Annotated in this window: 21 protein-coding genes; 5 read left to right on the forward strand and 16 right to left on the reverse strand. The window is 70.7% G+C overall.

All coding sequences use genetic code 11. The annotated features are described in order from the left end of the window. Nucleotides 1-2 precede the first annotated feature (2 nt). Both AC3EGR_RS04480 and AC3EGR_RS04485 read right to left on the reverse strand, forming a co-directional pair. Nucleotides 3-1,028: an RNA methyltransferase gene (locus AC3EGR_RS04480; protein WP_488545239.1), complete on the reverse strand. Its 1,026-nt coding sequence runs from the start codon at nucleotides 1,026-1,028 to the stop codon at nucleotides 3-5. Continuing rightward, nucleotides 1,028-3,028, reverse strand: coding sequence for an acetoacetate--CoA ligase (locus AC3EGR_RS04485; protein WP_488545240.1), 2,001 nt, complete (start codon nucleotides 3,026-3,028; stop codon nucleotides 1,028-1,030). Before AC3EGR_RS04485 ends, AC3EGR_RS04480 begins: the two co-directional genes overlap by 1 nt. Before the next feature lie 118 nt (nucleotides 3,029-3,146). Here AC3EGR_RS04485 and AC3EGR_RS04490 point away from each other — a divergent pair, with 118 nt between their 5' ends. Then, on the forward strand, nucleotides 3,147-3,512 hold the full coding sequence (locus tag AC3EGR_RS04490; RefSeq protein ID WP_488545241.1) for a hypothetical protein: 366 nt from the start codon (nucleotides 3,147-3,149) through the stop codon (nucleotides 3,510-3,512). A 50-nt stretch (nucleotides 3,513-3,562) separates the two neighbouring features. Here AC3EGR_RS04490 and AC3EGR_RS04495 read toward each other — a convergent pair whose 3' ends face one another. From AC3EGR_RS04495 to mltG, 6 genes are all read right to left on the reverse strand, one after another. Continuing rightward, nucleotides 3,563-4,222: an ankyrin repeat domain-containing protein gene (locus tag AC3EGR_RS04495; protein ID WP_488545242.1), complete on the reverse strand. Its 660-nt coding sequence runs from the start codon at nucleotides 4,220-4,222 to the stop codon at nucleotides 3,563-3,565. Beyond that, nucleotides 4,219-5,025 (reverse strand): TatD family hydrolase, encoded by an 807-nt coding sequence (locus tag AC3EGR_RS04500; RefSeq protein WP_488545243.1) that lies wholly within the window; start codon nucleotides 5,023-5,025, stop codon nucleotides 4,219-4,221. Before AC3EGR_RS04500 ends, AC3EGR_RS04495 begins: the two co-directional genes overlap by 4 nt. Before the next feature lie 68 nt (nucleotides 5,026-5,093). Continuing rightward, nucleotides 5,094-5,471, reverse strand: a complete 378-nt coding sequence (locus tag AC3EGR_RS04505) for a PilZ domain-containing protein (protein WP_488545244.1) — start codon at nucleotides 5,469-5,471, stop codon at nucleotides 5,094-5,096. Between the two features lie 2 nt (nucleotides 5,472-5,473). Further along, nucleotides 5,474-6,463, reverse strand: coding sequence for a DNA polymerase III subunit delta' (holB, locus tag AC3EGR_RS04510; RefSeq protein ID WP_488545245.1), 990 nt, complete (start codon nucleotides 6,461-6,463; stop codon nucleotides 5,474-5,476). Next, nucleotides 6,460-7,098, reverse strand: coding sequence for a dTMP kinase (gene tmk, locus AC3EGR_RS04515; RefSeq protein WP_488545246.1), 639 nt, complete (start codon nucleotides 7,096-7,098; stop codon nucleotides 6,460-6,462). The genes holB and tmk overlap by 4 nt, the downstream gene beginning before the upstream one ends. Next, entirely contained in the window at nucleotides 7,095-8,096 is a 1,002-nt protein-coding gene (gene mltG / locus AC3EGR_RS04520; protein ID WP_488545247.1) for an endolytic transglycosylase MltG, read from the reverse strand. The genes tmk and mltG overlap by 4 nt, the downstream gene beginning before the upstream one ends. A gap of 46 nt (nucleotides 8,097-8,142) precedes the next feature. Between mltG and ygfZ the strand changes: the two genes are divergently transcribed. After that, the gene (ygfZ, locus tag AC3EGR_RS04525; protein WP_488545248.1) at nucleotides 8,143-9,042 is read left to right on the forward strand and encodes a CAF17-like 4Fe-4S cluster assembly/insertion protein YgfZ; all 900 of its coding nucleotides are present in this window, start codon (nucleotides 8,143-8,145) and stop codon (nucleotides 9,040-9,042) included. Here the strand turns inward: ygfZ and AC3EGR_RS04530 are convergent. Genes AC3EGR_RS04530 through AC3EGR_RS04540 form a run of 3 tightly spaced genes read right to left on the reverse strand, consistent with a single transcriptional unit; the run spans nucleotide 9,018 to nucleotide 12,928 of the window. Further along, nucleotides 9,018-11,144 carry an O-antigen ligase family protein gene (locus tag AC3EGR_RS04530; RefSeq protein WP_488545249.1) on the reverse strand — a complete coding sequence of 709 codons (2,127 nt, stop codon included), beginning with the start codon at nucleotides 11,142-11,144 and terminating at the stop codon, nucleotides 9,018-9,020. The two genes, ygfZ and AC3EGR_RS04530, sit on opposite strands and share 25 nt — an antisense overlap. A 6-nt stretch (nucleotides 11,145-11,150) precedes the next feature. After that, complete coding sequence (locus tag AC3EGR_RS04535) at nucleotides 11,151-12,020, reverse strand: YbgC/FadM family acyl-CoA thioesterase (protein WP_488545250.1); 870 nt, start codon at nucleotides 12,018-12,020, stop codon at nucleotides 11,151-11,153. Further along, nucleotides 12,017-12,928, reverse strand: coding sequence for an alpha/beta hydrolase (locus tag AC3EGR_RS04540; protein WP_488545251.1), 912 nt, complete (start codon nucleotides 12,926-12,928; stop codon nucleotides 12,017-12,019). Before AC3EGR_RS04540 ends, AC3EGR_RS04535 begins: the two co-directional genes overlap by 4 nt. Before the next feature lie 105 nt (nucleotides 12,929-13,033). Here AC3EGR_RS04540 and AC3EGR_RS04545 point away from each other — a divergent pair, with 105 nt between their 5' ends. Further along, nucleotides 13,034-14,170 carry an iron-containing alcohol dehydrogenase gene (locus AC3EGR_RS04545; protein WP_488545252.1) on the forward strand — a complete coding sequence of 379 codons (1,137 nt, stop codon included), beginning with the start codon at nucleotides 13,034-13,036 and terminating at the stop codon, nucleotides 14,168-14,170. A 34-nt stretch (nucleotides 14,171-14,204) separates the two neighbouring features. Here AC3EGR_RS04545 and AC3EGR_RS04550 read toward each other — a convergent pair whose 3' ends face one another. The 4 genes from AC3EGR_RS04550 to AC3EGR_RS04565 all read right to left on the reverse strand — a co-directional run bounded on the left by AC3EGR_RS04550 (nucleotide 14,205) and on the right by AC3EGR_RS04565 (nucleotide 19,778). Continuing rightward, nucleotides 14,205-15,293: a patatin-like phospholipase domain-containing protein gene (locus AC3EGR_RS04550; RefSeq protein ID WP_488545253.1), complete on the reverse strand. Its 1,089-nt coding sequence runs from the start codon at nucleotides 15,291-15,293 to the stop codon at nucleotides 14,205-14,207. 32 nt (nucleotides 15,294-15,325) lie between these two features. Next, a complete protein-coding gene (locus tag AC3EGR_RS04555) occupies nucleotides 15,326-16,435 on the reverse strand; it encodes a serine/threonine-protein kinase (RefSeq protein ID WP_488545254.1) in 1,110 nt (369 codons plus the stop codon). Between the two features lie 10 nt (nucleotides 16,436-16,445). Further along, nucleotides 16,446-17,393 carry a nucleotidyl cyclase domain-containing protein gene (locus AC3EGR_RS04560; protein WP_488545255.1) on the reverse strand — a complete coding sequence of 316 codons (948 nt, stop codon included), beginning with the start codon at nucleotides 17,391-17,393 and terminating at the stop codon, nucleotides 16,446-16,448. Between the two features lie 63 nt (nucleotides 17,394-17,456). Continuing rightward, nucleotides 17,457-19,778: a Tex family protein gene (locus tag AC3EGR_RS04565; protein ID WP_488545331.1), complete on the reverse strand. Its 2,322-nt coding sequence runs from the start codon at nucleotides 19,776-19,778 to the stop codon at nucleotides 17,457-17,459. Nucleotides 19,779-19,913: 135 nt separating this feature from the next. On the opposite strand from AC3EGR_RS04565, the gene AC3EGR_RS04570 reads away from it, so the two are divergent. Together AC3EGR_RS04570 and AC3EGR_RS04575 are read left to right on the forward strand one after the other, a co-directional pair. Further along, nucleotides 19,914-20,621, forward strand: a complete 708-nt coding sequence (locus AC3EGR_RS04570; protein ID WP_488545256.1) for a hypothetical protein — start codon at nucleotides 19,914-19,916, stop codon at nucleotides 20,619-20,621. 50 nt (nucleotides 20,622-20,671) lie between these two features. Next, nucleotides 20,672-21,394, forward strand: a complete 723-nt coding sequence (locus AC3EGR_RS04575; RefSeq protein ID WP_488545257.1) for a DUF1223 domain-containing protein — start codon at nucleotides 20,672-20,674, stop codon at nucleotides 21,392-21,394. On the opposite strand, the gene AC3EGR_RS04580 is transcribed toward AC3EGR_RS04575, so the two are convergent. After that, complete coding sequence (locus tag AC3EGR_RS04580) at nucleotides 21,391-21,936, reverse strand: methylated-DNA--[protein]-cysteine S-methyltransferase (protein WP_488545258.1); 546 nt, start codon at nucleotides 21,934-21,936, stop codon at nucleotides 21,391-21,393. The two genes, AC3EGR_RS04575 and AC3EGR_RS04580, sit on opposite strands and share 4 nt — an antisense overlap. Nucleotides 21,937-21,939 lie beyond the last annotated feature (3 nt).

Genomic DNA, 21,939 nt, shown 5'->3' on the forward strand with positions numbered 1-21,939 from the left:
GATCAGGCCCGCTGCAGCGTCAGCGGGATGGTCGCGGCGGCGCGCGCGCGCAGCTGCCCGCAGCCGCCGTCCACGTCCTGCCCGGCGGAGTGCCGCAGCTTGGTGAGGATGCCGCGGCGGTGCAAGGTGCGCGCGATCTCGGCGGCCCGCTCCCAGGACGGACGGCGGAAGTCCAGGCCTTCCACCTTGTTGAACGGGATCATGTTCAGCACGCCGTACTTGCCCGAGAGCAGCTGCACGATGCCTTCGATCTCGTCCTCGCCGTCGTTGACGCCCTCCAGCAAGGTCCACTGGTACTGGATCGGATAGCCGGTCGCACGCGCATAGCGCTCGCCCGCGTCGACCAGTTCCGCGGGCGTCATGCGCGGAGCCCGCGGAAGCAATTGATCGCGCAGCTCCTTCTTCGTCGTGTGCAGCGAGAGGGCCAGCGCGGGCTTGACGGGGCAGGCGGGCAGGCGCTCGAACACGCGCGGGTCGCCCACGGTGGAGAACACCAGGTTCTTGTGGCCGATGTTGCCCGCGGTTCCCAGCAGCTCGATCGCTTCGAGCACGTTGTCGAGGTTGTGCGCCGGCTCGCCCATGCCCATGAAGACGACCTTCTTCACGGCGCGGCGCTTGCGCGCCAGTGCCACCTGCGCGACCATCTCCGCGCTTCCCAGCTGCCGGATCAGGCCGTCGCGTCCCGTCATGCAGAACACGCACTTGACTGCGCAGCCCACCTGCGAGGAGATGCACAGGCCGTCGCGGGGCAGCAGCACGCTTTCGACCGTCTGGCCGTCGCCGAGCTGCACGAGCAGGCGTTCGGAGCCGTCCTGCGCGGGATGGGCGGAGTGCAGGCGCGCGAGACCGGCGAGGTCCTGCTCGATGGAGGGCAGGGCGGCCAGCAGGGAAGAGGGCAGGAAGTGCTCCGGCCGGCGCTTGCCCCCGGACTGCGGCAGGGCGTTGGCCCACAGGCGCAGCACGCGGTAGGCATGGCTGGGCCCGGCGCCCGCGGCGCGCAGCCGTTCGCGCAGCTGCGAAACCTGCATCAGGACGGGTTGAGTTCGCGCGCCAGCTTCACGAAGAAGTCCAGGCTCGCGGGATTGGCCATCGCGTCCGGACTCGCGACCTTTTGCGGCGCGGCGCCGAGCAGGAGCTTGCGCACGGGCACTTCCATCTTCTTGCCCGTGAGCGTGCGCGGCACCTCGGCGACGGCATACGCCTCGTTGGGCACGTGGCGGGCCGACGCCTTGGTCCGGATCTGGTCGAAGATCTTCTTCTTCAGCGCCTCGTCCAGCACGTGGCCGGGCTGCAGCACGACGAAGAGCGCGAGGAAGGAGGGCCGCCCGAGGTATTCGAGGTCCACCACCAGGCTGTCGCGCACCTCGGGCAGTTCCTCGACGACACGGTAGATCTCCGCCGTGCCCATGCGGATGCCGAAGCGGTTGATCGTGCTGTCGGAACGGCCGTAGATGACCGCGGTGCCGCGCTGCGTGAAGCGGATCCAGTCGCCATGCCGCCAGACACCCGGGAAGGTCTCGAAGTAACTCTCGCGGTAGCGCTGTCCTTGCGGGTCGTTCCAGAAGAACAGGGGCATGGACGGCATGGGCTGGGTGACCACCAGTTCACCGACCTCCTCGACGACCGGCTTGCCGGCCTCGTCGAAGGCATAGGCCGCGACACCGAGTTCGCGGCACTGGATCTCTCCCGCCGTGACCGGCAGCGAGGGTGCGCAGGCCACGAAGCCCGAGGCGATGTCGGTGCCGCCGCTGATGGAGGCAAGCCACAGGTCCGGCTTCACCGCGTCGTACACCCAGAGGTAAGCGTCGATGGGCAGCGGCGACCCGGTGGAGTTGATCGCCCGCAGCTGGTCGAAGCGCGCGAACTCGCGCGGCCGCACGCCCTCCTTCATGCAGTTGACCAGTAAGGCCGCGCCGCAGCCGAGGAGGGTGACGCCCTGCTGGTCGACAAAGCGCCACAGCGCCTGCGCGTCGGGCCAGGCGGGGTTGCCGTCGTACAGGACCACCGATGCGCCCATGAGCAGCGCGCCCACCTGCAGGTTCCAGACGATCCAGCCGGTGCTGCCCAGGAACATCATGCGGTCGCCGGGCCGCACGTCGTGCTGCAGCGCCATGGTCTTCAGGTGCGTGAGCACGATGCCGCCGTGCCCGTGGACCATGGCCTTGGGCAGCCCGGTGGTCCCCGAGGAATAGACGATCCACAAGGGGTGATCGAACGGCAGGCGCTCGAAGCGCAGTTCGGCCGGCGTGCCGATCGCGTCCTGCCAGTCGATGCGATCACGCCAGGTGGCCGGACGCTGGGTCGCCAGCGGACCGGGCACGTGGATCACGTGCTGGACACCCGGCAACTCGCGCAGGAGCTGCGTCACCACTGCTTCGCGGTCGTGCGTCTTGCCGTTGTAGCGGTAGCTGTCGGAGGCCAGCAGCAGCCGGGGTTCGATCTGCTTGAGGCGATCCAGCACCACGGACGGGCCCATGTCCGTCGCGCAACTGGACCAGACCGCGCCCAGGCTGGCGCAGGCCAGGAAGGCAACGACGGTTTCCGGCTGGTTCGGCAAGTAGGCCGCGACGCGGTCGCCGGCCCGGATGCCCAGGGACCGCAATTTCGCGGCGAGCGCGCCGACCTGGTCCTGCAGCGCCTGCCAGGAGACTTCGCGCACGCCGGCTTCGTCGCGCGCCACGATCGCCGGCCTGGACTGCGTGGCATTGCGAAAGACGTGTTCGGCGTAGTTCAGCCGCGCGTTCGGGAACCACTGCGCACCGGGCATCGCGCGTGCGGCGAGCACGGGCTCGGGCGAGCCATCCGCCTGCACGGCAAAGAAGTCCCAGACCGTGCGCCAGAAGGTGTCGAGTTCGGCGACCGACCATTGCCACAGCGATTCGTAGCCATCGAAGCGCAGGCCACGTTGCTGCGCGAGCCAGCGCTGGTAGTCGGCCAGGCGGGAAGCAGCGACGCGGTCGGCGGAGGGCGTCCACAGGACTTCGCCTTCCTGGACGGCCGTACGCTCGGTCTCTTGTTGATTTGACATAATACGCATCGTATCAGTGTGGCGGGTGGTTACGGCGAGCCCCCAAGCACTGCAATTCCTTGTAAAAACCCGGTCGCTGGTCTCGTATGGTCATCCGACCGCCACAAGGGAGATTCCCATGCTGCTGCCCACCCGACTTTCCATCGTCGTCCTCTTCGCGGTCCTCGCAGGCTGTGCTTCGCAGTCGACCGCCCCGGCCGGTCCGCCCGGCAAGCATCTGGTCTACCGCGACAGCAGCGGCAACGCCATCCGCGAGTTCGAGTATCCGGACGACGCGTTCTGCCGCCGCGTCGAGGCGCTGGCCGGCCGCGCCGCGCGCTGCCAGGCCGAACCGGCCGCAGGCCTGCAGGCTCGCGCCACGCTGCGCTACAACCCGCCCGGCGTCCTGGTCCAGGGCCGCTATGCCGACATGGCGCGCTGCCGCGCCGACACCAGCACCATGTCCGCGGGGGTCGAGCTGATCAACGCCTGCAGCGGCCAATGAGCCTCCCGCGCGGCCCGCGAGCCGCATGAAGTTCCCAGGGCAAGTGCCTGTCACCACTTGCCTTTTGGCTGCCGATCGCGGATCGCCGCGGCGATAAGCTGGGCCGCGTCCGGCCGGTTGGCGCGCTGGGCGAAGTCCACGGCGGACATGCCCAGCTCGTTGCGCATCATCGGGTCCGCCCCGGCTTCCAGCAGCAGCCGCACGGCCGGGGTCGAGCCGTACATGGCCGCCATCATCAGCGGCGTCGACTTGTTGGGCGACTGCGCGTCGATGAAGGCGTGCTCTTCCAGCAGCATCAGCATGATCTCCAGGTGGCCGCCCGTGGCCGCGTAGTGCAGCGGCGCCCAACCCGGCTTGTTGACGTCCGCGTCGCGGGCGATCAGCTTGCGCACCAGCTCCTTGTGGCCCTTCAGGGCCGCCAGCATCAGCGGGCTTTCGTCCTTGGCGTTGCGCCACTCCACCTTGGTCTTGGGCCAGTCGACCAGGGCGTCCGCGGCTTTCAGCGCGCCTTCCTGCAGGGCGATGAACAGGCCGGGACGGCCCGACGGATCGATCGTGTTGGGATCGAAACCGCGCCGCAGCAGCTCGTTGATCTGCCTGGCGTCGTCGCGCTTGACGGCCTGGAAGAAGTCCTCGTACGAGCCTGCATGTGCGATGGAAAGTGCAAGCGCCAGAAGGTGATAGAAGGCGAACTTCAGGTGCTTTCTCATGATTTGACCCCACTGAACAGCGTCTCGAAATTGCGGCTGGTGAGCGCGCCGACGGCCTCCGCGCTCAGGCCGCGCAACTCGCCGATCTGGCGCGCGACATGGGGCACGTACGACGGGTTGTTCACCTTGCCGCGGTAGGGCACCGGCGCGAGGTAAGGGCTGTCGGTCTCGATCAGCATCCGGTCCAGGGGCACGAACCTGGCCACCTCGCGCAGGTCGGCCGCGCTCTTGAACGTGAGGATGCCGGAAAAGGAGATGTGGAAGCCCAGGTCCAGCGCCGCCCGCGCGACCTCCATGGTCTCGGTGAAGCAGTGGAAGACGCCGCCGGCCGCGCCCGCGGAGCCGTCCTCGCCCTCCTCCTTCAGGATCGCCACCGTGTCCTCCGAGGCCGAGCGCGTGTGGATGATCAGCGGCTTGCGGCAGGCCTGGGCCGCGCGGATGTGCACGCGAAAGCGTTCGCGCTGCCACTCCATGTCGGCCACCGTGCGGCCGCCCTTGCGGCCTTCCATGTCGTAGTAGTCCAGGCCGGTCTCGCCGATGCCCACCACCTTGGGGCGTGCCGCCAGTTGCAGCAAGGTCTCCACCGAGGGCTCGGCCAGGTTCTCGGTGTCCGGGTGCACGCCCGCCGAAGCCCAGAAATTGTCGTAGCCCATCGCCAGCGCATGGACGTCCTCGAACTCCTCCAGCGTCGTGCAGATGCACAGGGCCCGGTCGACCTGCGCCTCGGCCATGGCCTGGCGGATTTGCGGCAGCTGGGACTGGAGCTCGGGGAAGCTGAGGTGGCAGTGGGAGTCGACGAACATGGCGGCAAAAGCAGGCGCGCCGCGCGGCGGAGCCGGGCGGCGCTGCTGGAAACCCCGATTCTAGGGAATCAGATGGTCTGCGTCGGGCGCTCGGAAGCGAGGTGGCCGCCGAGGATCTCCTCGATCTTCACCTTCAGCAGCTTGGACTTGTCGTCCGAAGGGAACCGCACGCCCACGCCCTGGGTGCGGTTGGCCGCGGCGCGCGCCGGCGTGACCCAGGCGACCTTGCCGGCCACGGGGTAGCGCTGCGGGTCGTCCGGCAGCGACAGCAGCACGTACACGTCGTCGCCGAGCTTGTAGTCGCGCGTCGTCGGGATGAACACGCCGCCGTCCGCGAACAGCGGGATGTACGCGGCATAGAGCGCCGCCTTTTCCTTGATCGCGAGCTGGATGACGCTCGGACGCGGGGTGGCGCCGGCGAGGACGGGAGCGGGTGTGGTGGCCATGGTCAGGCTTTCGAGTGTAGAGCTGCCCTCGCCTGCGCCACAAGGTCTTCCAGCATCAGTCCGGCGTTGAAAGGATGGTCGACCGTGCGGGATGTCGCGGCCAGGCTGCGCCACCACGCCGTCAGGGCCGGCAGCGAAGCGGCCGCAGGCAGGTCGTTCGCCTCGAAAAAGCGTGGTTGCGCCCCGGAACGCAGCGCCAGCAGGTCGTGGCACAGTTTCTGGAAGGCCTCCACCACCTGCGGCGGACCCCAGTTCGCCAGCGGCCCGATGTCGCCCCGAACCAACGCCTTGGGCCATTGCGACCAGGTGCGGGCATCCAGTCCGGCCGCGTGCAGGCGCAAGGCGTCTTCCGGCCGGCCGCCGGAGGCCTTCAGCAAGCCGGGTGCGGCGGCGGGGGCGACGCCCTGCTGCTGCAGCCAGGCCACCGCTTCGTCCGCCTCCGGCCATGCAAGCGTGTGGCCCAGGCAGCGGCTGCGGATGGTGGGCAGCAGCTGGTGCGCCGCCTCGGTCGCCAGCACGAAGCGCACGTCGCCCGGCGGCTCCTCCAGGGTCTTGAGCAGCGCGTTGGCCGTCACCTGGTTCATGCGTTCGGCCGGATAGACCATCACCACCTTGCCGCGGCCGCGGCCGCTGGTGCGCTGCGCGAATTCGAGCGCGTCGCGCATGGCGTCCACGCGGATCTCGCGGCTTGGCTTGCGCTTCTTGTCGTCGATGTCGGCCTGGGCCTTCTCGCCCAGCGGCCAGCCCAGCTCCAGCATCACGGTCTCGGGCATGAGCACCGCGAGGTCGGTGTGCGAGCGCACCTCCACCTGGTGGCAGCTGTCGCAGTGGCCGCAGGCGCCATCGGCCGTGGGCCGGTCGCACAGCCAGGCCTGGGCGAGCGCGAGGGCCAGCTTGTACTGTCCAAGTCCGGACGGCCCGTGCAGCAGCCACGCATGACCGCGCTGTGCCAGCAGCTGGCGCAGCTGCGCCTGGATCCAGGGCGCGTTCACAGCACCCCCCTCTTCCGCAATCCCTCTTCCACGTCCTTCCAGACGGACTCGCGCGGCTGGTCGGCCGCCACGCGCAGGAAGCGCCCGGGATCGGCCTGCGCGCGCGCGGCGTAGCCCGCGGCGACCCGCTCGAAGAAGGCCTGCGGCTGTGCCTCGAACTTGTCCGGCACCCGGGCGCCGGCCAGGCGCTGGGCCGCCACGGCGGCGGGCAGGTCGAACCAGACGGTCACATCGGGCTGGCGGATGCGCGGCGCTGCCAGCAGCGGCACCGACTGCACCCAGCGCTCCAGCGTGCCGAGCACCTCCAGGTCGAAGCCGCGGCCCGCGCCCTGGTAGGCGAAGGTGGCGTCGGTGAAGCGGTCGCACAGCACGGCATCGCCGCGGGCGAGCGCCGGCTCGATCACCTGCTGCAGGTGGTCGCGGCGGGCGGCGAACATCACCAGGGCTTCGGTGAGCGGGTCCATCGGCTCCTTGAGGGCCAGCGCGCGCAGCTTCTCCGCCAGCGGCGTGCCACCGGGTTCGCGCGTGAGCACCACCGTGCGTCCCTTCGCGCGCAGCGCCTGCGCCAGCGCCTCGATGTGCGTCGACTTGCCCGCGCCGTCGATGCCTTCGAAGCTGATGAACAGCCCGCTCATTGCCCGCGCTGGTACTTGTTGACCGCCCGGTTGTGCTCGTCGAGCGAGGCGCTGAAATGGCTGCTGCCGTCGCCCCGGGCCACGAAATAGAGGAAGTTGCCGGCGGCCGGCTGCACCGCCGCCAGCAGCGAAGCCTTGCCCGGCATGGCGATCGGCGTGGGCGGCAGGCCCGGGCGCAGGTAGGTGTTGTAGGGCGAGTCGGTCTGCAGGTCCACCTTGCGCAGGTTGCCGTCGAAGCGCTCGCCCAGGCCGTAGATGACGGTCGGGTCGGTCTGCAGCGGCATGCCCACGCGCAGCCGGTTCTGGAACACGGCGGCGATCAGCGTGCGGTCGGCGGCCTTGCCCGTTTCCTTCTCCACGATGCTGGCGAGGACCAGCGCCTCCTCCGGCGTCTTCAGGATCGATCGCTGGCTGCGATGCGTCCAGGCGTCGGCCAGGCGCTTGTCCATGGCACGCAGCGCGCGCTGCAGCACCTTCACGTCGCTGGAGCCCCTGGAATAGGTGTACGTGTCCGGGAAGAAGCGGCCTTCGGGCGCCACGCCGGGACGGCCCAGAGTCTTCATCAGGTCGGCGTCGCTCAGCTGCGCGGTGTCCGGGCGCAGCTGGTCGGCCTTGGCAAGCGCGGCGCGCACCTGCCGCCAGTTCCAGCCTTCCACCAGCGTGACGGCGCGCAGCGACTCCTCGCCGCGCGCGAGCTTGTCCAGCAGCCGCTGCGGGGTGATGCCGCGCTCCAGCTCGTAGCTGCCGGCCTTGATCTTGTGGGCCTGGCCCGAGAGGCGGAACCAGGCGAACAGCAGCCGCGGGTCGACGGCCACGCCGGCGTCGCGCACCGCCTGCGCCACGCCGCGGGGCAGCGTGCCCGGCTCGATCGACAGGTCGACCGAAGGGCTGTTCGCGGGCAGCGGCAGTGGATGCTGCAGCCACCACCAGCCGGCCGCGCCGGCGCCGAGGGCGGCGAGCAGGGCCAGCAGAAAGACGGTTCTGAAAAAGCGGCGCACGTCCCTGCTTCGTCCTTGGTATGTCCGGGCCATGATAATTCAGGCCATGTCGCATCCCTTCCACGGTGTCGCTTCCCTGCCCCACCTCGGCGTCATCCGCGCCCAGGGCGAGGAGGCGGCCAAGTTCCTGCACGGCCAGCTGACCCAGGATTTCGCCCTGCTCGGGCCGGGCGAGGCCCGGCTGGCCGCCTTCTGCAACGCCAAGGGCCGCATGCTGGCCAGCTTCGTGGCCTTCAAGCGCGCCGACGACGAGATCCTGCTGGTATGCAGCCGCGACGTGCTGCCGGCCACGCTCAAGCGCCTGTCCATGTTCGTGCTGCGGGCCAAGGCGAAGCTCAGCGACGCCAGTACGGAGTTCGCCCTGCACGGCATCGCGGGAGAACCGGCCGGCAGCGCGCCCTGGTCGCTCACGCGCGAAGGCGAGGCCGTGCGCGTCCAGCTCTATCCGGCCGATGGCCGGTCGCGCGCCTTGTGGGTCGCGCCGGCAGGCACGCCCGCACCGTCCGGTCCCGCGCTGGATCCGGCCTCGTGGCTGTGGGGCGAGGTGCGCAGCGGCATCGCGCGCATCACTGCGCCCGTGGTCGAAGCCTTCGTGCCGCAGATGCTCAATTACGAATCGGTGGGCGGCGTGAACTTCAAGAAGGGCTGCTATCCCGGCCAGGAAGTGGTGGCGCGCAGCCAGTTCCGCGGCACGCTCAAGCGCCGCGCCTTCATCGTGCATGCGGATGCGGAGCTCGCGGCCGGCCAGGAAGTGTTCCAGGCGGCCGATGCGGAGCAACCCGTGGGCCTGGTCGCGCTGGCGGCACCGGCGCCGAATGGCGGCTGGGATGCGATCGTCTCGCTGCAGGTGTCGGCGGCCGAAGCCGGCGACCTGCATGCGCAGCGCGCCGAGGGCCCCGCGCTCACCCTGCTGCCCCTGCCCTACCTGCTGCTCGCGGACGTCTGAAGGCGTTCGCGATAGCTCGCGGGCACCAGTTGCAGCAGTTGCGGCCGCTCGGCGGGCGAAGCCGTCGTGATGCCGAGGCGAAAGGCCGCCAGCGCCTTGTCCGCATCGCCGGAGGCCTGCAGGTGCAGCAGGCCCAGTTCGACCAATCCGCGCGCGCGGCTCTCCGGCCAGTCGCGCATGCGCCGCTGCAGCATCGCCTGCGCCAGCGCAAGGTCGCCCGCGCGCAAGGCCAGCACGTAGCACGTGTTCACCAGGTCGTAGTCGAAGACGCCCTCGGCCAGCGTCGCCTGCGCGCGTTGCAGCGCCAGCGGCTCCTGTCCTGAGCGCGCCAGCAGGAGCACTTCGAGGGAACGCACCGACGCGGCGCGCGGCTGCACCGCCCGTGCGCGCTCCAGGGCCGCCATGGCCTCGTCGTGCCGGCCCAGCATGTCGTACCCGCGCGCCACGTTCGTGAGCAGCGCCACCACCTGCGGGCGCGAAGCCAGCACGCTTTGCCACACCCAGATCGCATCGGCCCAGTCGCCCCAGCGCGCCATTTCGTCACCGACGATGGGCGTGACCTTGCGGTAGTGCGGATGGAGGGCGACGCCTTCCTGCACGAGGCGCAGCACCTGCGCCCTGGCGGGCGCCAGGCGCGGGTCCTGCGGATGGCCGGACGCCGTGATGCCCATCGCCAGCCGTGCCGCGCCCACCAGCTTGCTTTCCGCGCGGACGGCCTGCACGGTGACATGGCTCGCAAGCACGAGGCCTGCCGCGCAGGCGAATGCGGCCCCGGACGCGATCGCCGGCGACCAGCGCAGCGGGCGGGCGAGCCAGCGCGAAACCGGCGCGAGCCGCGCCTGCGACGCCGCAAGCCCGCCGACGCAGACCGCGAACAGCAGGCCTGTCGCGGCCAGCCGCCAGGGAAAGCCGATGGTGCTGACCACCATCAAGGCCAGCAGGCTCGCCAGGAAAACGACGCGTGCCGGCCGTTCCGCTTCGGCCTCGTCGCCCTGATCGCGCCAGGTCCGCCACGCCGCGTGCAGCAGCCACCCGGCCAGGAGGAGCAGGAAGATCCAGCCGGCAAGGCCGTACTCGGCCACCAGCTGCAGGAACTCGTTGTGCACGTAGTAGTCGGTCTCGACCTGCGCGCCTTCGGACTGGTAAGGCGGCACCGCGCTTTCCCACGCACCCGCGCCCACGCCCGCCAGCGGCCGGGCCTGGATCATGCGCAGCGTGTCGCGCCACATCACCATGCGGATGTTCAGCGAGTGGTCCGAGGGCCCGATGGACTGCGCGCGGTGCAGGCCACGCGAGATCGCGGTCACCCCATGGCCCTCTTCCACGATCGCGCTGTTGCCGCTGGGGATGCTCCCGAGCAGGAGCACGGTTCCCAGCAGAACGCCAAGCGCCGCGGCCCGCCATCGCAGCGGCCACCGTGCGCACTGCAGCTGGCCGCGGCAGCGCCAGCCCGCAAGCGGCAGGACGAGCACCACAAGCAGCCACATGGCGATCAGCGCCCCGCGGGCGCCGGTCATGAGCAGGGCGCTCAGGACGAAGCCGGTGCTGGCCGCCAGCACCACGGCCGCGCGCAAGCTGCGCGCCTGTGCGAGCAGCAGCGCCGCGAACGGCAGGGTGCAGACGGCGAACTCCGCGAAGAAGTTGCGGTTGACGAAGGTGGAGGCCGGCTGCGGCCCTTGCGGGAAGAGCGACAAGGCGCCCCAGAACTGCCAGGCGGTCCAGACCGACGCCAGCACGGCGCCCCCGTGCACGCACCAGGCGAGCACCACGAGCCGGTCGCGGGTGAAGGTGTTCAGCGCGAGCCACGCCGCCAGCGCGAACAGGAACCAGCGCACGGCCTCCACGCCGGCCAGGTAGGTGTGCGACCAGGCCATGCTTGCCAGCGCGTAGGCGCACAGCAGCAAGGGCAGCCACAGCACGGCGTGCCAGCGAAGCGCTGCCTGCCGCGTACGCTGCTGCCAGGCGAAAGCCAGCGCGGCGGACAGCACGGCGAAGGCGACGATCGCCGACTTCAGCGTGTCCTGCAGCAGCTCCTCGCTCGTCGCGCCGAGCGCGGGCGCGAGCAGCAACGCCAGCGAGAGGAGCCAGGCCGGCGCGCGCATCGCCCCTCAGTGCCCCAGCGGCAAGGGGCTGGTCATCGTGATGTGCGGAATGCCGGCTTCCTCGTAGGGCTCGCCCTGGTCCGCGAAGCCCAGGCGCGCGTAGAAGTCGCGCGCGGTGCGCTGCGCATGCAGCTCGATGCCGCGGTCGCCGCGGCGCTGCGCCTCGCCAGCCAGCGCCCGCAGCACCTGCTCGCCATGGCCGCAGCCGCGCAGTACCCGGTGCACCGCCATGCGCCCGATCTTCGCCATGCCCTGCGTTGCCGGCAGCAGGCGCCCCGTGGCGACCGGCTGGCCGAGGCGGTTGTAGGCGACGGCATGCACGGCGCCCGCATCCTCCTCGTCCCACTCCAGCTCCGCCGGGATGCGCTGTTCGCGCACGAACACCTCGGTGCGGATGGCGCTCGCATCCTTGCCCAGCTCGGCCCAGCTGCCGGTCTTCACCTGCAGCGCGGGCTCCCCCGCCTCGAAGCCCAGGAGCAGGTCGCGCAGCGCCCGCGGTACCGGGCGCGAGGTCTGCGTCGCAGGATCGGCGAACACATAGACCAGCTCGCAGGTGATCAGCAGCTCCTCGCCGCGGAAGATCGCGCCCAGGAACTGCATGGAGGAATTGCCGATGCGCGCGCACTTGAGGCCGACGTCCAGCCGGTCGTCCATGCGGGCGGAGGCGTGGAACTCCACGGTCGCCTTCTTCACGTAGAGGTCGCCCTGCAGCAGGTGCATGGCTTCCTCGTAAGGCAGGGCCAGAACGCGCCAGTAGTCCGCCACCGCCGTGTCGAAGTACATCAGGTAGTGGGCATTGAAGACGATCTTCTGCATGTCCACTTCGGCCCAGCGGACGCGCAGCTTGTGGAAGAACCGGAATTCGTTTCTGTTCATGCCTGCCATGCGTGTTGCAGGGCCGCCGCGGCATCCGCGTGGGCTTGCCGGGCTTCCGGCAGCGCGCGGCCCATCTTGATGAATTCGTGCGTGACGCCGCGGTAGATCTCCAGGTCCACCACGACCCCGGCTGCGCGCAGTTTATCCGCGTAGTGCAGGCCGTCGTCGCACAGGGGGTCGCATTCGGCCAGGCCGAACCAGGCCGGCGCGACGCCTTCCACGTCCGGCGCGTTCAGGGGGGCGAAGCGCCAGTCCTCGCGATCCTCGTCGGCGATGTACTGGGCGAAAAAGTATTCGATGTGCGCCTGCTCCAGCACCAGACCTTCGTGGTAGCGGCGGTGCGAGGGCGCCTCCTGGCGGGCGGCGCATCCGGGGTAGAACAGCAGTTGCAGGGACACCGGCAGGTCGGCGTCGCGCGCCAGCATGGCGCAGACCGTCGCGAGCGTGCCGCCGGCGCTGTCGCCGCCAAGGGCGAAGCGGGAGCCGTCCAGGCCGAGGGCCGCCGCTTCCCGCGCGACCCACTGCGTGGCGTCCCATGCATCGTCCACCGCGACCGGAAAGCGGTGTTCGGGCGCGAGCCGGTAGCCCACCGACACGACGGCGCAGCCGCCGTCGCGCGCCAGCACGCGGCACAAGGTGTCGTGGCTGGCGATGCTGCCGATGGTGAAGCCGCCGCCATGGAAGTAGACGAGCACGGGCAGCCTGGCGTCCGACGGGGCGTAAAGCCGCGCCGGGATGCCCTGGCCGTCGCGCGTGGGGATCCGCAGGTCCTGCACGCGGGCGAGCTGCGGGCGGGAAACCTCGAGCACCCCCGCACCGGCCTCGTACGCCGCGCGGGCCTGGACGGGCGGCAGCCGGTACAGCGGCGTGTGGCCGGCCCGCGCCATGCGCTCCAGCACCGAACGCATGGCCGGTGTCAGTTCGGGAAACTGCGGAAGGTATTGCACTCTGGAAAGCGCGCGGCGCGCGGCCGGCGGATTAAAGTCGGGCTCCGCATCGTAAGGGACGAACCCATGGCCTTCATCTACTACGTCACCCAGATCCAGTTCGACTTCGGCGCCATCCGGCTGCTCAGGCAGGAGTGCGAGCGCGTCGGCATCACCAGGCCCTTGGTGGTGACCGACGCCGGCGTGCGCGCCGCCGGCGTGCTGCAGAAGGCGCTGGATGCGCTGGAAGGCCTGCCGCACGCCGTCTTCGACCAGACGCCGTCCAACCCGACGGAAGCCGCCGTGCGCGCCGCCGCGGCCCTCTACCGGGCGGAAAACTGCGACGGCCTGATCGCGGTGGGCGGCGGCTCGGCCATCGACTGCGCCAAGGGCGTGGCCATTGCCGCGACCCACGAGGGTCCCCTCACCCGCTACGCGACCATCGAGGGCGGCTCGCCGCGCATCACGGACCAGGTCGCTCCGCTGATCGCCGTGCCGACCACCAGCGGGACCGGCAGCGAAGTGGCCCGCGGCGCGATCATCATCGTGGACGACCACCGCAAGCTGGGCTTCCATTCCTGGCACCTGGTGCCGAAGACGGCGATCTGCGATCCCGAGCTCACCATGGGCCTGCCGCCGAAGCTCACGGCCGCCACCGGCATGGACGCCATCGCGCACTGCATGGAGACCTTCATGTCCGCGGCCTTCAATCCGCCGGCGGACGGCATCGCGCTGGACGGCCTGGAGCGCGGCTGGGCGCACATCGAGCGCGCCACGCGCGACGGCAGCGACCGCGAGGCGCGCCTGAACCTGATGAGCGCGTCCATGCAGGGCGCCATGGCGTTCCAGAAGGGGCTGGGCTGCGTCCACTCCCTCAGCCACAGCCTGGGGGGCGTCGATCCCCGCCTGCACCACGGGACGCTCAATGCGATGTTCCTGCCGGCCGTCGTGCGCTTCAACGCGCAGGCCCCGTCCGTGCAGAAGGACCGCCGCCTCGACCGCATGGCGCGCGCCATGGGCCTGAAGTCGGGCAACGACATTCCCGAGGCCATCCGCGACATGAACGTGCGCCTGGGCCTGCCGTCCGGCCTGGCGGCGATGGGCGTGGAGCGCTTCCAGTTCGACGAGATCATCAAGGGCGCGTTCGCCGACCACTGCCACAAGACCAACCCGCGCGAGGCGAGCCGGGAGGACTACGTGCAGATGCTGGAGGCGTCGCTGTAGCGTTGCCAACGCCGGAGGTGGCTTTTGCCCACCGCTACAGCGCCTCCACGCGCCCCGCCTCCGGCTTCTCCAGCCACGCCGCAAATTCATCCGCCAGCTGCCGGCTCGCGCTGGCGGCCGCCGTCCAGTCCCGGATGCGCGCCTGCAGGTCCTGCCCATAGCGCGTGAAGTCCGTGCGGTCGGGCAGTTTCGCGTTGGGCAAGGTCCGCACCCATTCGGGGTCCGGCGCCAGCACGATCATGCGGTCCAGGAAAGCCGTGGCACGGTGGCGCCACTTCAAGGCCTTGTCCAGCCATCCCGGCACGACGGCCTTCTGGAAATGCGGGTACAGCACCAGGCCTGCTCCCGGGCCGCAGTCGTACTTCAGGTGCAGGTGGTAGTCGGTGATGCCGCCGTCCCAATAGGCGCCGCGCGGCGCCCCGGGGATGTCGTGCACCGCCTGCAGCACGAACGGAATGGAGCAGCTGGCCTGCAGCGCCGGCTGGAAGTTCGCCTGCGTCAGGAGCACCTGCCGCGTCGGGAAATCGCCCGTGCCGAACGGCAGCGGGCACGGCGCGCCCTGCTGCGGCGCGGAGAACACCACGCGCTCCAGCCACGCCCCCATGGCCTTGCGGTGCAGGGTGTTGCTGACGAAGGCCCCCAGGTAGCCGAGCGGCGTGGCGATGCGGTGCTCGCGCCGCAGCACATGGCGGCCGCGCGCGGTGACGATGTGCAGGCGGAAGCGCGGATGCGTGAGCACCTCCTCGATGCGCCCGCCGTAAAAGGCTTCCAGGCCCTCGCTGAAGCGCTGCGACACGTGCGCCGCCGTCGGCGTGCGGCGCCCCGGCGGCAGCGCGTAGTCCTGCGCGATGTAGTCGCGCTCCAGGCGCTCGAAGGCCGGCAGCGCGTCGCGCAGGCAGGCCGTCGCCATGCGCCAGGCACCGATCGATGCGCCGACAAGGTGGATGGGGTGGTCCGTGCCGGGCAGCCACTGGCCGAAGAGGAAGCGGTCCAGCGGGCCGAGCACCAGGCCCTTCGGTCCGCCCGCGGCGGCGGGCACCACGCCGACGTCGGTGGCACGCAGCCCGTTGTGCTCGATGTGATCGCGCGCGGCGGGACCGGCGTAGATGCGCAAGGCTCGCATCGCCGCGATTCTACGGAGCGGACGGGACGGGCTCAGCCCAGCGCGATGGCGATCGCGCCCATGCCCGCGAGCAGGTAGGCCGCCGCCCAGGCCAGCCAGCCCACGCGCAGCCGGGGCTGCTTGTGCGGCAGCGGTTCGTGCTCATTGCGCAGCAGCCGCTGCAGCCCCTGGCCGGAATCGAACAGCGGCGACACGGCCAGCCCTTCCGGGGGCCGGTCGATCAGCTGCGTGCTGTCGGAGGCCAGCGTCGACGCATACGGATCCGACGAGGACTGCCAGGAGGACCCGGCGGCGGCGCGGCCGCGGCCGGCGACCGCACGGCACTGCGCGAGGTCGCGGGCCATTTCGTTCGCGTCCTGGTAGCGCTCGTTCGGGTTCTTCTGCATCGCCCGCGCGATCACCATCTCCACGGACGGGGGCACGTCGGGGCGCAACTCGGCCAGGGGCGGCGGCGCCGAGCGCATGATGGCGTTCAGCAGCGCGCCCAGGTTCTCGGCGCCGAAGGCAGGCTGGCCCGCCAGCATCTCGTACAGCAGCACGCCCAGCGAGAACACGTCGCTGCGGTGGTCCACCGGATGGCCGCCCACCTGCTCGGGCGACATGTACTTGGGCGAGCCCATCATCGTGCCGCTCTGCGTGCGCAGGTCCGAGGACTTCATGCGGGCGATGCCGAAGTCCATGATCTTCGCGTGCAGTTCCGGCAGCAGCATGATGTTGCCCGGCTTCACGTCGCGGTGGACCACGCCGCGCGCATGCGCCGCCGCCAGCGCCGATGCGACCTGCGCCGCGATGTCCAGCGCCTCGTCCAGCGGCATGGGGCCCGCCTGCATGCGGTCCTTGAGTTCGGTGCCTTCCAGCACCTCCATGGCGATGTACAGCCAGTCGCCCTCGCGGCCGAGGTCGTGGATGGTGATGATGCCCGGGTGGTTCAGGCCGCCCGCGGCCTTGGCCTCCTGGATGAAGCGGGCCTCGAGGTTGCGGCGCTCGGCGGAGTTGCCCTCCTCGGGCAGCAGGAGGGTCTTGACGGCGACCTGGCGCTGCAGCGACTCGTCTTCGGCCAGGTAGACCACGCCCATCGCGCCGCGTCCGAGCTCGCGCACGACGCGGTAGCGGCCGAGGTGGGTGAAGGGGGGCGGGCTCACGGGCAAGGCGTCACCACCACTTGTACTTGTCGATCATGCGGTCCAGCTTCTCGCCTGGGCTGGGCTGGCGCTGCGGCGGCACCGCCCTGGCCTTGCGCGGCGGCGGCGGCGGCGGCGGGGGGAACACGTGCTTCAGCTCCATGAGCTCGCCGGGCTTGAGCTGCACCTCCGCCTTCATCGGAGCCGACTTGCCGTTGCGCACCTCGATCACGTGCGCCCCCGGCTCCAGGGAGATGCGCACCAGGGGCGGCGCGTTGCCGCGTGCTTCGCCGTCGACGAACACTTCGCCGGCGGGCTTGATGTCCAGGACCAGCAGCGCGGGGCGGTGCTGCTCCTCGTAGTACTCGCGCACCTGCCGACCCGCCAGACCCGCCGTCAACAGCAAGGCGACGCCCAGGCTGCCGACGATGCTGCGGCGCACCGCGCGCCGCCGTGCCGGCAGCGGGTCGAACACGAACAGCGCGTGCGCGCGCAGGCGCTCGTCGACGAAGTCGCCGGCGGCGCGCAGCATCTGCGCCTCGCGTGGCGCGTGTTGCGCCAGGGCGTCGCGGAAGGACTGGGAGGCCACCACCGGGTGCTCGCCGACGAAGCCGGCCAAGGCCGCGGCCGTGTCGACGCCGTCGCCCTGCACGCGGGCTTCGCCCAGCGACTCGCCGGTGGCGCGCACCGGGCCGTGGTGGAGGCCGATGCCGAGAGCTTCGTCCTTGGTGTGCTGCGCGGCCAGGCGGGCCGCGCGCAAGGCAAGCGCGGGATCGCCCTCGCCGACCACGGCCAGGCCGTCGGGGGCCTCCAGCACCACCCGCCGGTCCTCGGCCCAGACCGCCAGGGCCGCACGCACGGTGGCGGCCAGGTCGGTGCGACGGCGCGACTGCGCGCTCGGAAGCTCGTCTCCCCAACCCCGCATGCGCAGGAACAGCACGCTGGCCGGCACCGGAATCGGTGCGGACTCGGTCGTCATCCGCCCAGGCAGCTGTGGAACATGTGGACTATTGTGGCCCGGCAAGGCCGGGCTGCCTACAGGCTATTTCCGCAAGCCCTGGAGTTTGGCGAAAGCACCCTGCATCGCGGTGCCCACGGGGGGGTTGTTTGTTGCGCGTTGGCCTCGTTGGGCGCCTTCGAAGCGGTTTTCCCGCAGTCCGTCGCGGCGCGCCACCGGGGCGCCCAGCTTCATCGTGAGGCTGATGCGCTTGCGCACGGGGTCCACTTCCAGGACTTTCACCTTCACGATGTCGCCTGTTTTCACCACCTCGCGGGCATCGTTCACGAATTTGTGGGACAGCTGGCTCACGTGCACCAGGCCGTCCTGGTGCACGCCCAGGTCCACGAAGGCGCCGAAGGCCGCGACGTTGCTCACCGTGCCTTCCAGCTCCATGCCGGGCTGCAGATCCTTGATGTCGTCCACGCCCTCGTTGAAGCGGGCCACCTTGAAGTCCGGACGCGGGTCGCGCCCGGGCTTTTCCAGCTCGCCCAGGATGTCCCTGACCGTGATGACGCCGAATTTCTCGTTGGCGAACAGCTCCGGCTTCAGCGTCTTGAGCATCTCGGCACGGCCCATGATCTCCTGCACCGGCTTTTTCGCCGCTTCCAGGATCTTCTCGACCACCGGATAGGTCTCCGGGTGCACCCCGGTCATGTCCAGCGGGTTGTCGCCGCCGCGGATGCGCAGGAAGCCCGCGCTCTGCTCGAAGGTCTTGGGGCCCAGGCCGCTGACCTGCAGCAACTGCTGGCGGCTGCGGAAGGCGCCGTTCGCCTCGCGCCAGCTCACGACGGCCTTGGCCACCGAAGGCGAGAGACCCGAGACGCGCGACAGCAGCGGCGCGCTGGCCGTGTTGAGGTCCACGCCCACGGCGTTGACGCAGTCCTCCACCACCGCACCCAGCGTGCGGGCCAGCTCGCTCTGGTTCACGTCGTGCTGGTACTGGCCCACGCCGATGGACTTGGGCTCGATCTTCACCAGTTCGGCCAGCGGGTCCTGCAGGCGGCGCGCGATGGAGGCCGCGCCGCGCAGGCTGACGTCCACGTCGGGCATCTCCTGGGAGGCGTATTCGCTGGCGGAGTAGACCGAGGCGCCCGCCTCGCTCACCACCACGCGCTGGATCTCCTCGCCCAGCCCCTTGACCAGGTCGGCGGCGAGCTTGTCCGTCTCGCGGCTGGCCGTGCCGTTGCCGATGGCGATCAGGTTCACGCCGTGCTTCTTGCACAGCAGCGCCAGGGTATGCAGGGCGCCGGCCCAGTCACGCCGCGGCTCGTGCGGATACACGGTGGACGTGTCGACCAGCTTGCCGGTGGCGTCCACCACGGCCACCTTCACGCCCGTGCGGATGCCCGGGTCCAGGCCCATCACGACGCGCGGACCGGCCGGTGCGGCCAGCAGCAGGTCGCGCAGGTTCTCGGCGAACACCTTGATGGCCACCTTCTCGGCGTCCTCGCGCAGGCGCGAGAACAGGTCGCGCTCGGTCGACAGCGACAGCTTCACGCGCCAGGTCCAGGCCACGCACTTGCGCAGCAGGTCGTCGGCGGCGCGCTTCTGGTGGCTCCATCCCAGGTGCAGGGCGATCCTGCCTTCGGCCAGCGAGGGCTGGCCCGGCTCGGGCTCCACCGGCAGCACCAGCTTGACCTCCAGGATGTCCTGCGCCCGGCCGCGGAACACGGCCAGCGCGCGGTGCGAAGGCACGCGGCCGATGGGCTCGTCGTAGTCGAAGTAGTCGCGGAACTTGGCGACGTCCGGGTTGTTCTCGTCCTTGCCCGCGGCCAGCTTGGATTTCAGCAGCCCTTCCGTCCACAGCCACTCGCGCAGGGCCTGCACCAGCACGGCGTCCTCGGCCCAGCGCTCGGACAGCAGGTCGCGCACGCCGTCCAGCACCGCCGGCACGGTCGTGAAGTCCTCGCCGCCCTCGCCCTTTTCCTTCTTCACGAAAACCAGCGCTTCGGCGGCGGGGTCGCGCTTGGGGTCGGCCCACAGCAGCTCGGCCAGCGGCTCGAGCCCGGCCTCCCGCGCGATCTGGCCCTTGGTGCGGCGCCTGGGCTTGTAAGGCAGGTACAGGTCTTCCAGTTCCTGCTTGGTCGGCGCCGCATCGATGGCGGCGCGCAGCGCCGGCGTCAGCTTGCCCTGCTCGTCGATGCTCTTGAGCACGGCCTCGCGCCGCTCCTCCAGCTCGCGCAGGTAGGCCAGGCGCGCTTCCAGCTCGCGCAGGTGGTTGTCGTCCAGGCCGCCGGTGGCTTCCTTGCGGTAACGGGCGATGAAGGGGACGGTGGCGCCACCGTCGAGGAGTTCGACGGCCGTCCGGACCTGGTCCTCCCGGACGCGGAGTTCGGCAGCGATCTGCCGCAGGATTTTTTGCACGATGTAACTGCCGGGATTCACTCTCGAAGCGCGTCAGTTTGCCACACGCATCGCACAGCCTTTCAAGGCCTCGGCTGACAGTTGCGCCCTGTCCACGGAAGAGAATCGTCTGCACCACTCCAAGGAGAAATTCCCATGCGCACACGCACCACGCTGCTGGTCGTGGCGATCCTGCTGGTCGCCGGCTTCGCCGCCCTGAACTGGTCGGAGATCGTCCGTCCCACGCCCTTGTCCTTCGGCCTGATGGTGATGGACGCCCCGCTCGGGCTGATCCTGCTGGCCATGCTGGGCCTCACGCTCGTCCTGTTCCTGGCCGCTTCCGCCGCCATGCGCACGCAGTCGCTGTTGGACTACCGCACGCACCAGAAGACGCTGGAAGCCCAGCGCGACCTGGCCGACAAGGCGGAAGCTTCGCGCTTCACCGACCTGCGCCAGCACCTGGACACGCACCTGAAGGAAATGCGCGAGCGCGATGCGATCGCCACCAGCGAGTTCGACAAGGCCATGCTGCAGAGCCGCCGCGAGGTGCAGACGCAGATGGAGCAGATGAACCGCATGCTCTCGGCGCGCCTGAACGAGATGGAGCAGCGCCTGGCCGGCCGCGCGGCCATGCCCATGCCGCCCGTGCGCAACGACGTGGTGCCGCCGGTGCGCAGCGACGTCGTGCCGCCCGTGCAGGATCCCGCCATCGCCGCGCGCGACGCGCAGCTGCGCGAGCAGCGCCTGCGCGACGAGGAACGCCTGCGTGACCAGCAGATTCGCGAAGAGCGCGACCTGCGCCAGGAAGAGCGGGTTGCCGCGGCGGACAAGCGCGCGGAGTCCGGCTGGCGCAAATGGTTCTGAGCGCCTAAGGTGGCTCCTGGGACGGTCCTTGTGCCGTCCAGGAAGCCGCCATGCCGCCCCGCGCCGCCCTCCTCCTCGTCGCCGCCTGCCAGGCCCAGGCGGGCTTTGCGTCGGGCTGCCGCGTGCAGTCTCCCGCCAGTCGCACGCCTGTCGTCGAGCTGTACACCTCCGAAGGCTGCAGTTCCTGCCCGCCGGCGGACCGCTGGCTGTCGGGCCTCAAGGAGGCGGCGGCAGCCGGCCGTGTCGTCGTGCAGGGCTTCCACGTGAGCTATTGGGATTCCCTGGGCTGGATCGATCGCCTCGCGTCCCCTGCGCACAACGACCGGCAGCGCGAGCTCGCCGCGCGCGAGGGGATGCGCAACGTGTACACGCCGCAGCTGGTGCGCGACGGCCGCGACGCCCGCGACTACGGCGTCGTGCCGGCCGGCAGCGAGCCTGCCGGCGCGGTGATCCGCCTGGAGCGCCAGGAAGGCCAAGCCGTGGCGGAAGTCACGCCGCGGCTGCCAGGCGCGCGCTGGGCAGCTTATTGGACGGTCACGGAGCACGGCCATGCGAGCAGGGTTCGCTCGGGCGAGAACGCCGGTGAATTCCTGCAGCACGACTTCGTGGTCCGCCAGTTCGAGCCGGCCGGCACGCACCAAGGAACGCACCGCCTCACGCTGCGGCCCTTGCCGGCGCAGCCGGGGCACCCGCAGCAGGTCAACCTGGTCGTGTACGACCCGGCCACGGGCATGCCGCTGCAGGGTGTGAGCGTGCAGTGCGCGGGCGCCTAGTCGAACAGGCCCGGTTCGCCGCCCAGGCGCGCCCGCTCGATCTCCAGCAGCCGCAGCTTGGTGAGCGCCCCGCCCTCGGCGGAGAAGCCGCCCGGGCGGCCGCCCGCGGCGAGCACGCGGTGGCAGGGCACCACCGGCGCGAAGGGGTTGTGGCCCAGGGCCTGGCCCACCGCGCGCGCGGCGCCGGGCTCGCCCACGCGCCGCGCCACTTCACCGTAGGTGAGGATTTCCCCGGGCGCAATGGCGCGGGCGACGGCGTACACGCGCTGGTGAAAAGGCGGCACCGCTTCCATGTCCAGCGGCAGATCGGCCAGGTCGTCCGGTGCGCCTTGCAACGCCGCCCCGATCCGCGCGATGGCCGCGCGCACGAATGCCGGCGGCTGCCCTTCGGCGATCTCCCCGGTGGCGCGCAGCAGGCGCCGCTTCGTGCCTTCGGCGGTGGCTTCCGGCAATTGCACCGCCGCCAGCGCACGGTCCGTCCATGCGATGCCGCACGGGCCGATCGCCGTGTCGAACAGGCAGAAGCCCAGCGCGCGGGCCATGGC

The sequence above is a fragment of the Ramlibacter sp. G4-7 genome, from assembly GCF_057784995.1.

Excerpts from the sequence above, each read along its gene's own strand:
- ygfZ (WP_488545248.1), top strand. The coding sequence starts at position 8,143 with ATGTCGCATCCCTTCCACGGTGTCGCTTCCCTGCCCCACCTCGGCGTC.
- AC3EGR_RS04535 (WP_488545250.1), bottom strand. The coding sequence starts at position 12,020 with ATGAACAGAAACGAATTCCGGTTCTTCCACAAGCTGCGCGTCCGCTGG.
- tmk (WP_488545246.1), bottom strand. The coding sequence starts at position 7,098 with ATGAGCGGGCTGTTCATCAGCTTCGAAGGCATCGACGGCGCGGGCAAG.
- AC3EGR_RS04490 (WP_488545241.1), top strand. The coding sequence starts at position 3,147 with ATGCTGCTGCCCACCCGACTTTCCATCGTCGTCCTCTTCGCGGTCCTC.
- AC3EGR_RS04495 (WP_488545242.1), bottom strand. The coding sequence starts at position 4,222 with ATGAGAAAGCACCTGAAGTTCGCCTTCTATCACCTTCTGGCGCTTGCA.
- AC3EGR_RS04485 (WP_488545240.1), bottom strand. The coding sequence starts at position 3,028 with ATGTCAAATCAACAAGAGACCGAGCGTACGGCCGTCCAGGAAGGCGAA.
- AC3EGR_RS04540 (WP_488545251.1), bottom strand. The coding sequence starts at position 12,928 with ATGCGTTCGGTGCTGGAGCGCATGGCGCGGGCCGGCCACACGCCGCTG.
- AC3EGR_RS04480 (WP_488545239.1), bottom strand. The coding sequence starts at position 1,028 with ATGCAGGTTTCGCAGCTGCGCGAACGGCTGCGCGCCGCGGGCGCCGGG.
- AC3EGR_RS04550 (WP_488545253.1), bottom strand. The coding sequence starts at position 15,293 with ATGCGAGCCTTGCGCATCTACGCCGGTCCCGCCGCGCGCGATCACATC.
- AC3EGR_RS04570 (WP_488545256.1), top strand. The coding sequence starts at position 19,914 with ATGCGCACACGCACCACGCTGCTGGTCGTGGCGATCCTGCTGGTCGCC.
- AC3EGR_RS04500 (WP_488545243.1), bottom strand. The coding sequence starts at position 5,025 with ATGTTCGTCGACTCCCACTGCCACCTCAGCTTCCCCGAGCTCCAGTCC.
- AC3EGR_RS04545 (WP_488545252.1), top strand. The coding sequence starts at position 13,034 with ATGGCCTTCATCTACTACGTCACCCAGATCCAGTTCGACTTCGGCGCC.
- AC3EGR_RS04560 (WP_488545255.1), bottom strand. The coding sequence starts at position 17,393 with ATGACGACCGAGTCCGCACCGATTCCGGTGCCGGCCAGCGTGCTGTTC.
- AC3EGR_RS04505 (WP_488545244.1), bottom strand. The coding sequence starts at position 5,471 with ATGGCCACCACACCCGCTCCCGTCCTCGCCGGCGCCACCCCGCGTCCG.
- AC3EGR_RS04580 (WP_488545258.1), bottom strand. The coding sequence starts at position 21,936 with ATGGCCCGCGCGCTGGGCTTCTGCCTGTTCGACACGGCGATCGGCCCG.
- AC3EGR_RS04575 (WP_488545257.1), top strand. The coding sequence starts at position 20,672 with ATGCCGCCCCGCGCCGCCCTCCTCCTCGTCGCCGCCTGCCAGGCCCAG.
- AC3EGR_RS04530 (WP_488545249.1), bottom strand. The coding sequence starts at position 11,144 with ATGCGCGCGCCGGCCTGGCTCCTCTCGCTGGCGTTGCTGCTCGCGCCC.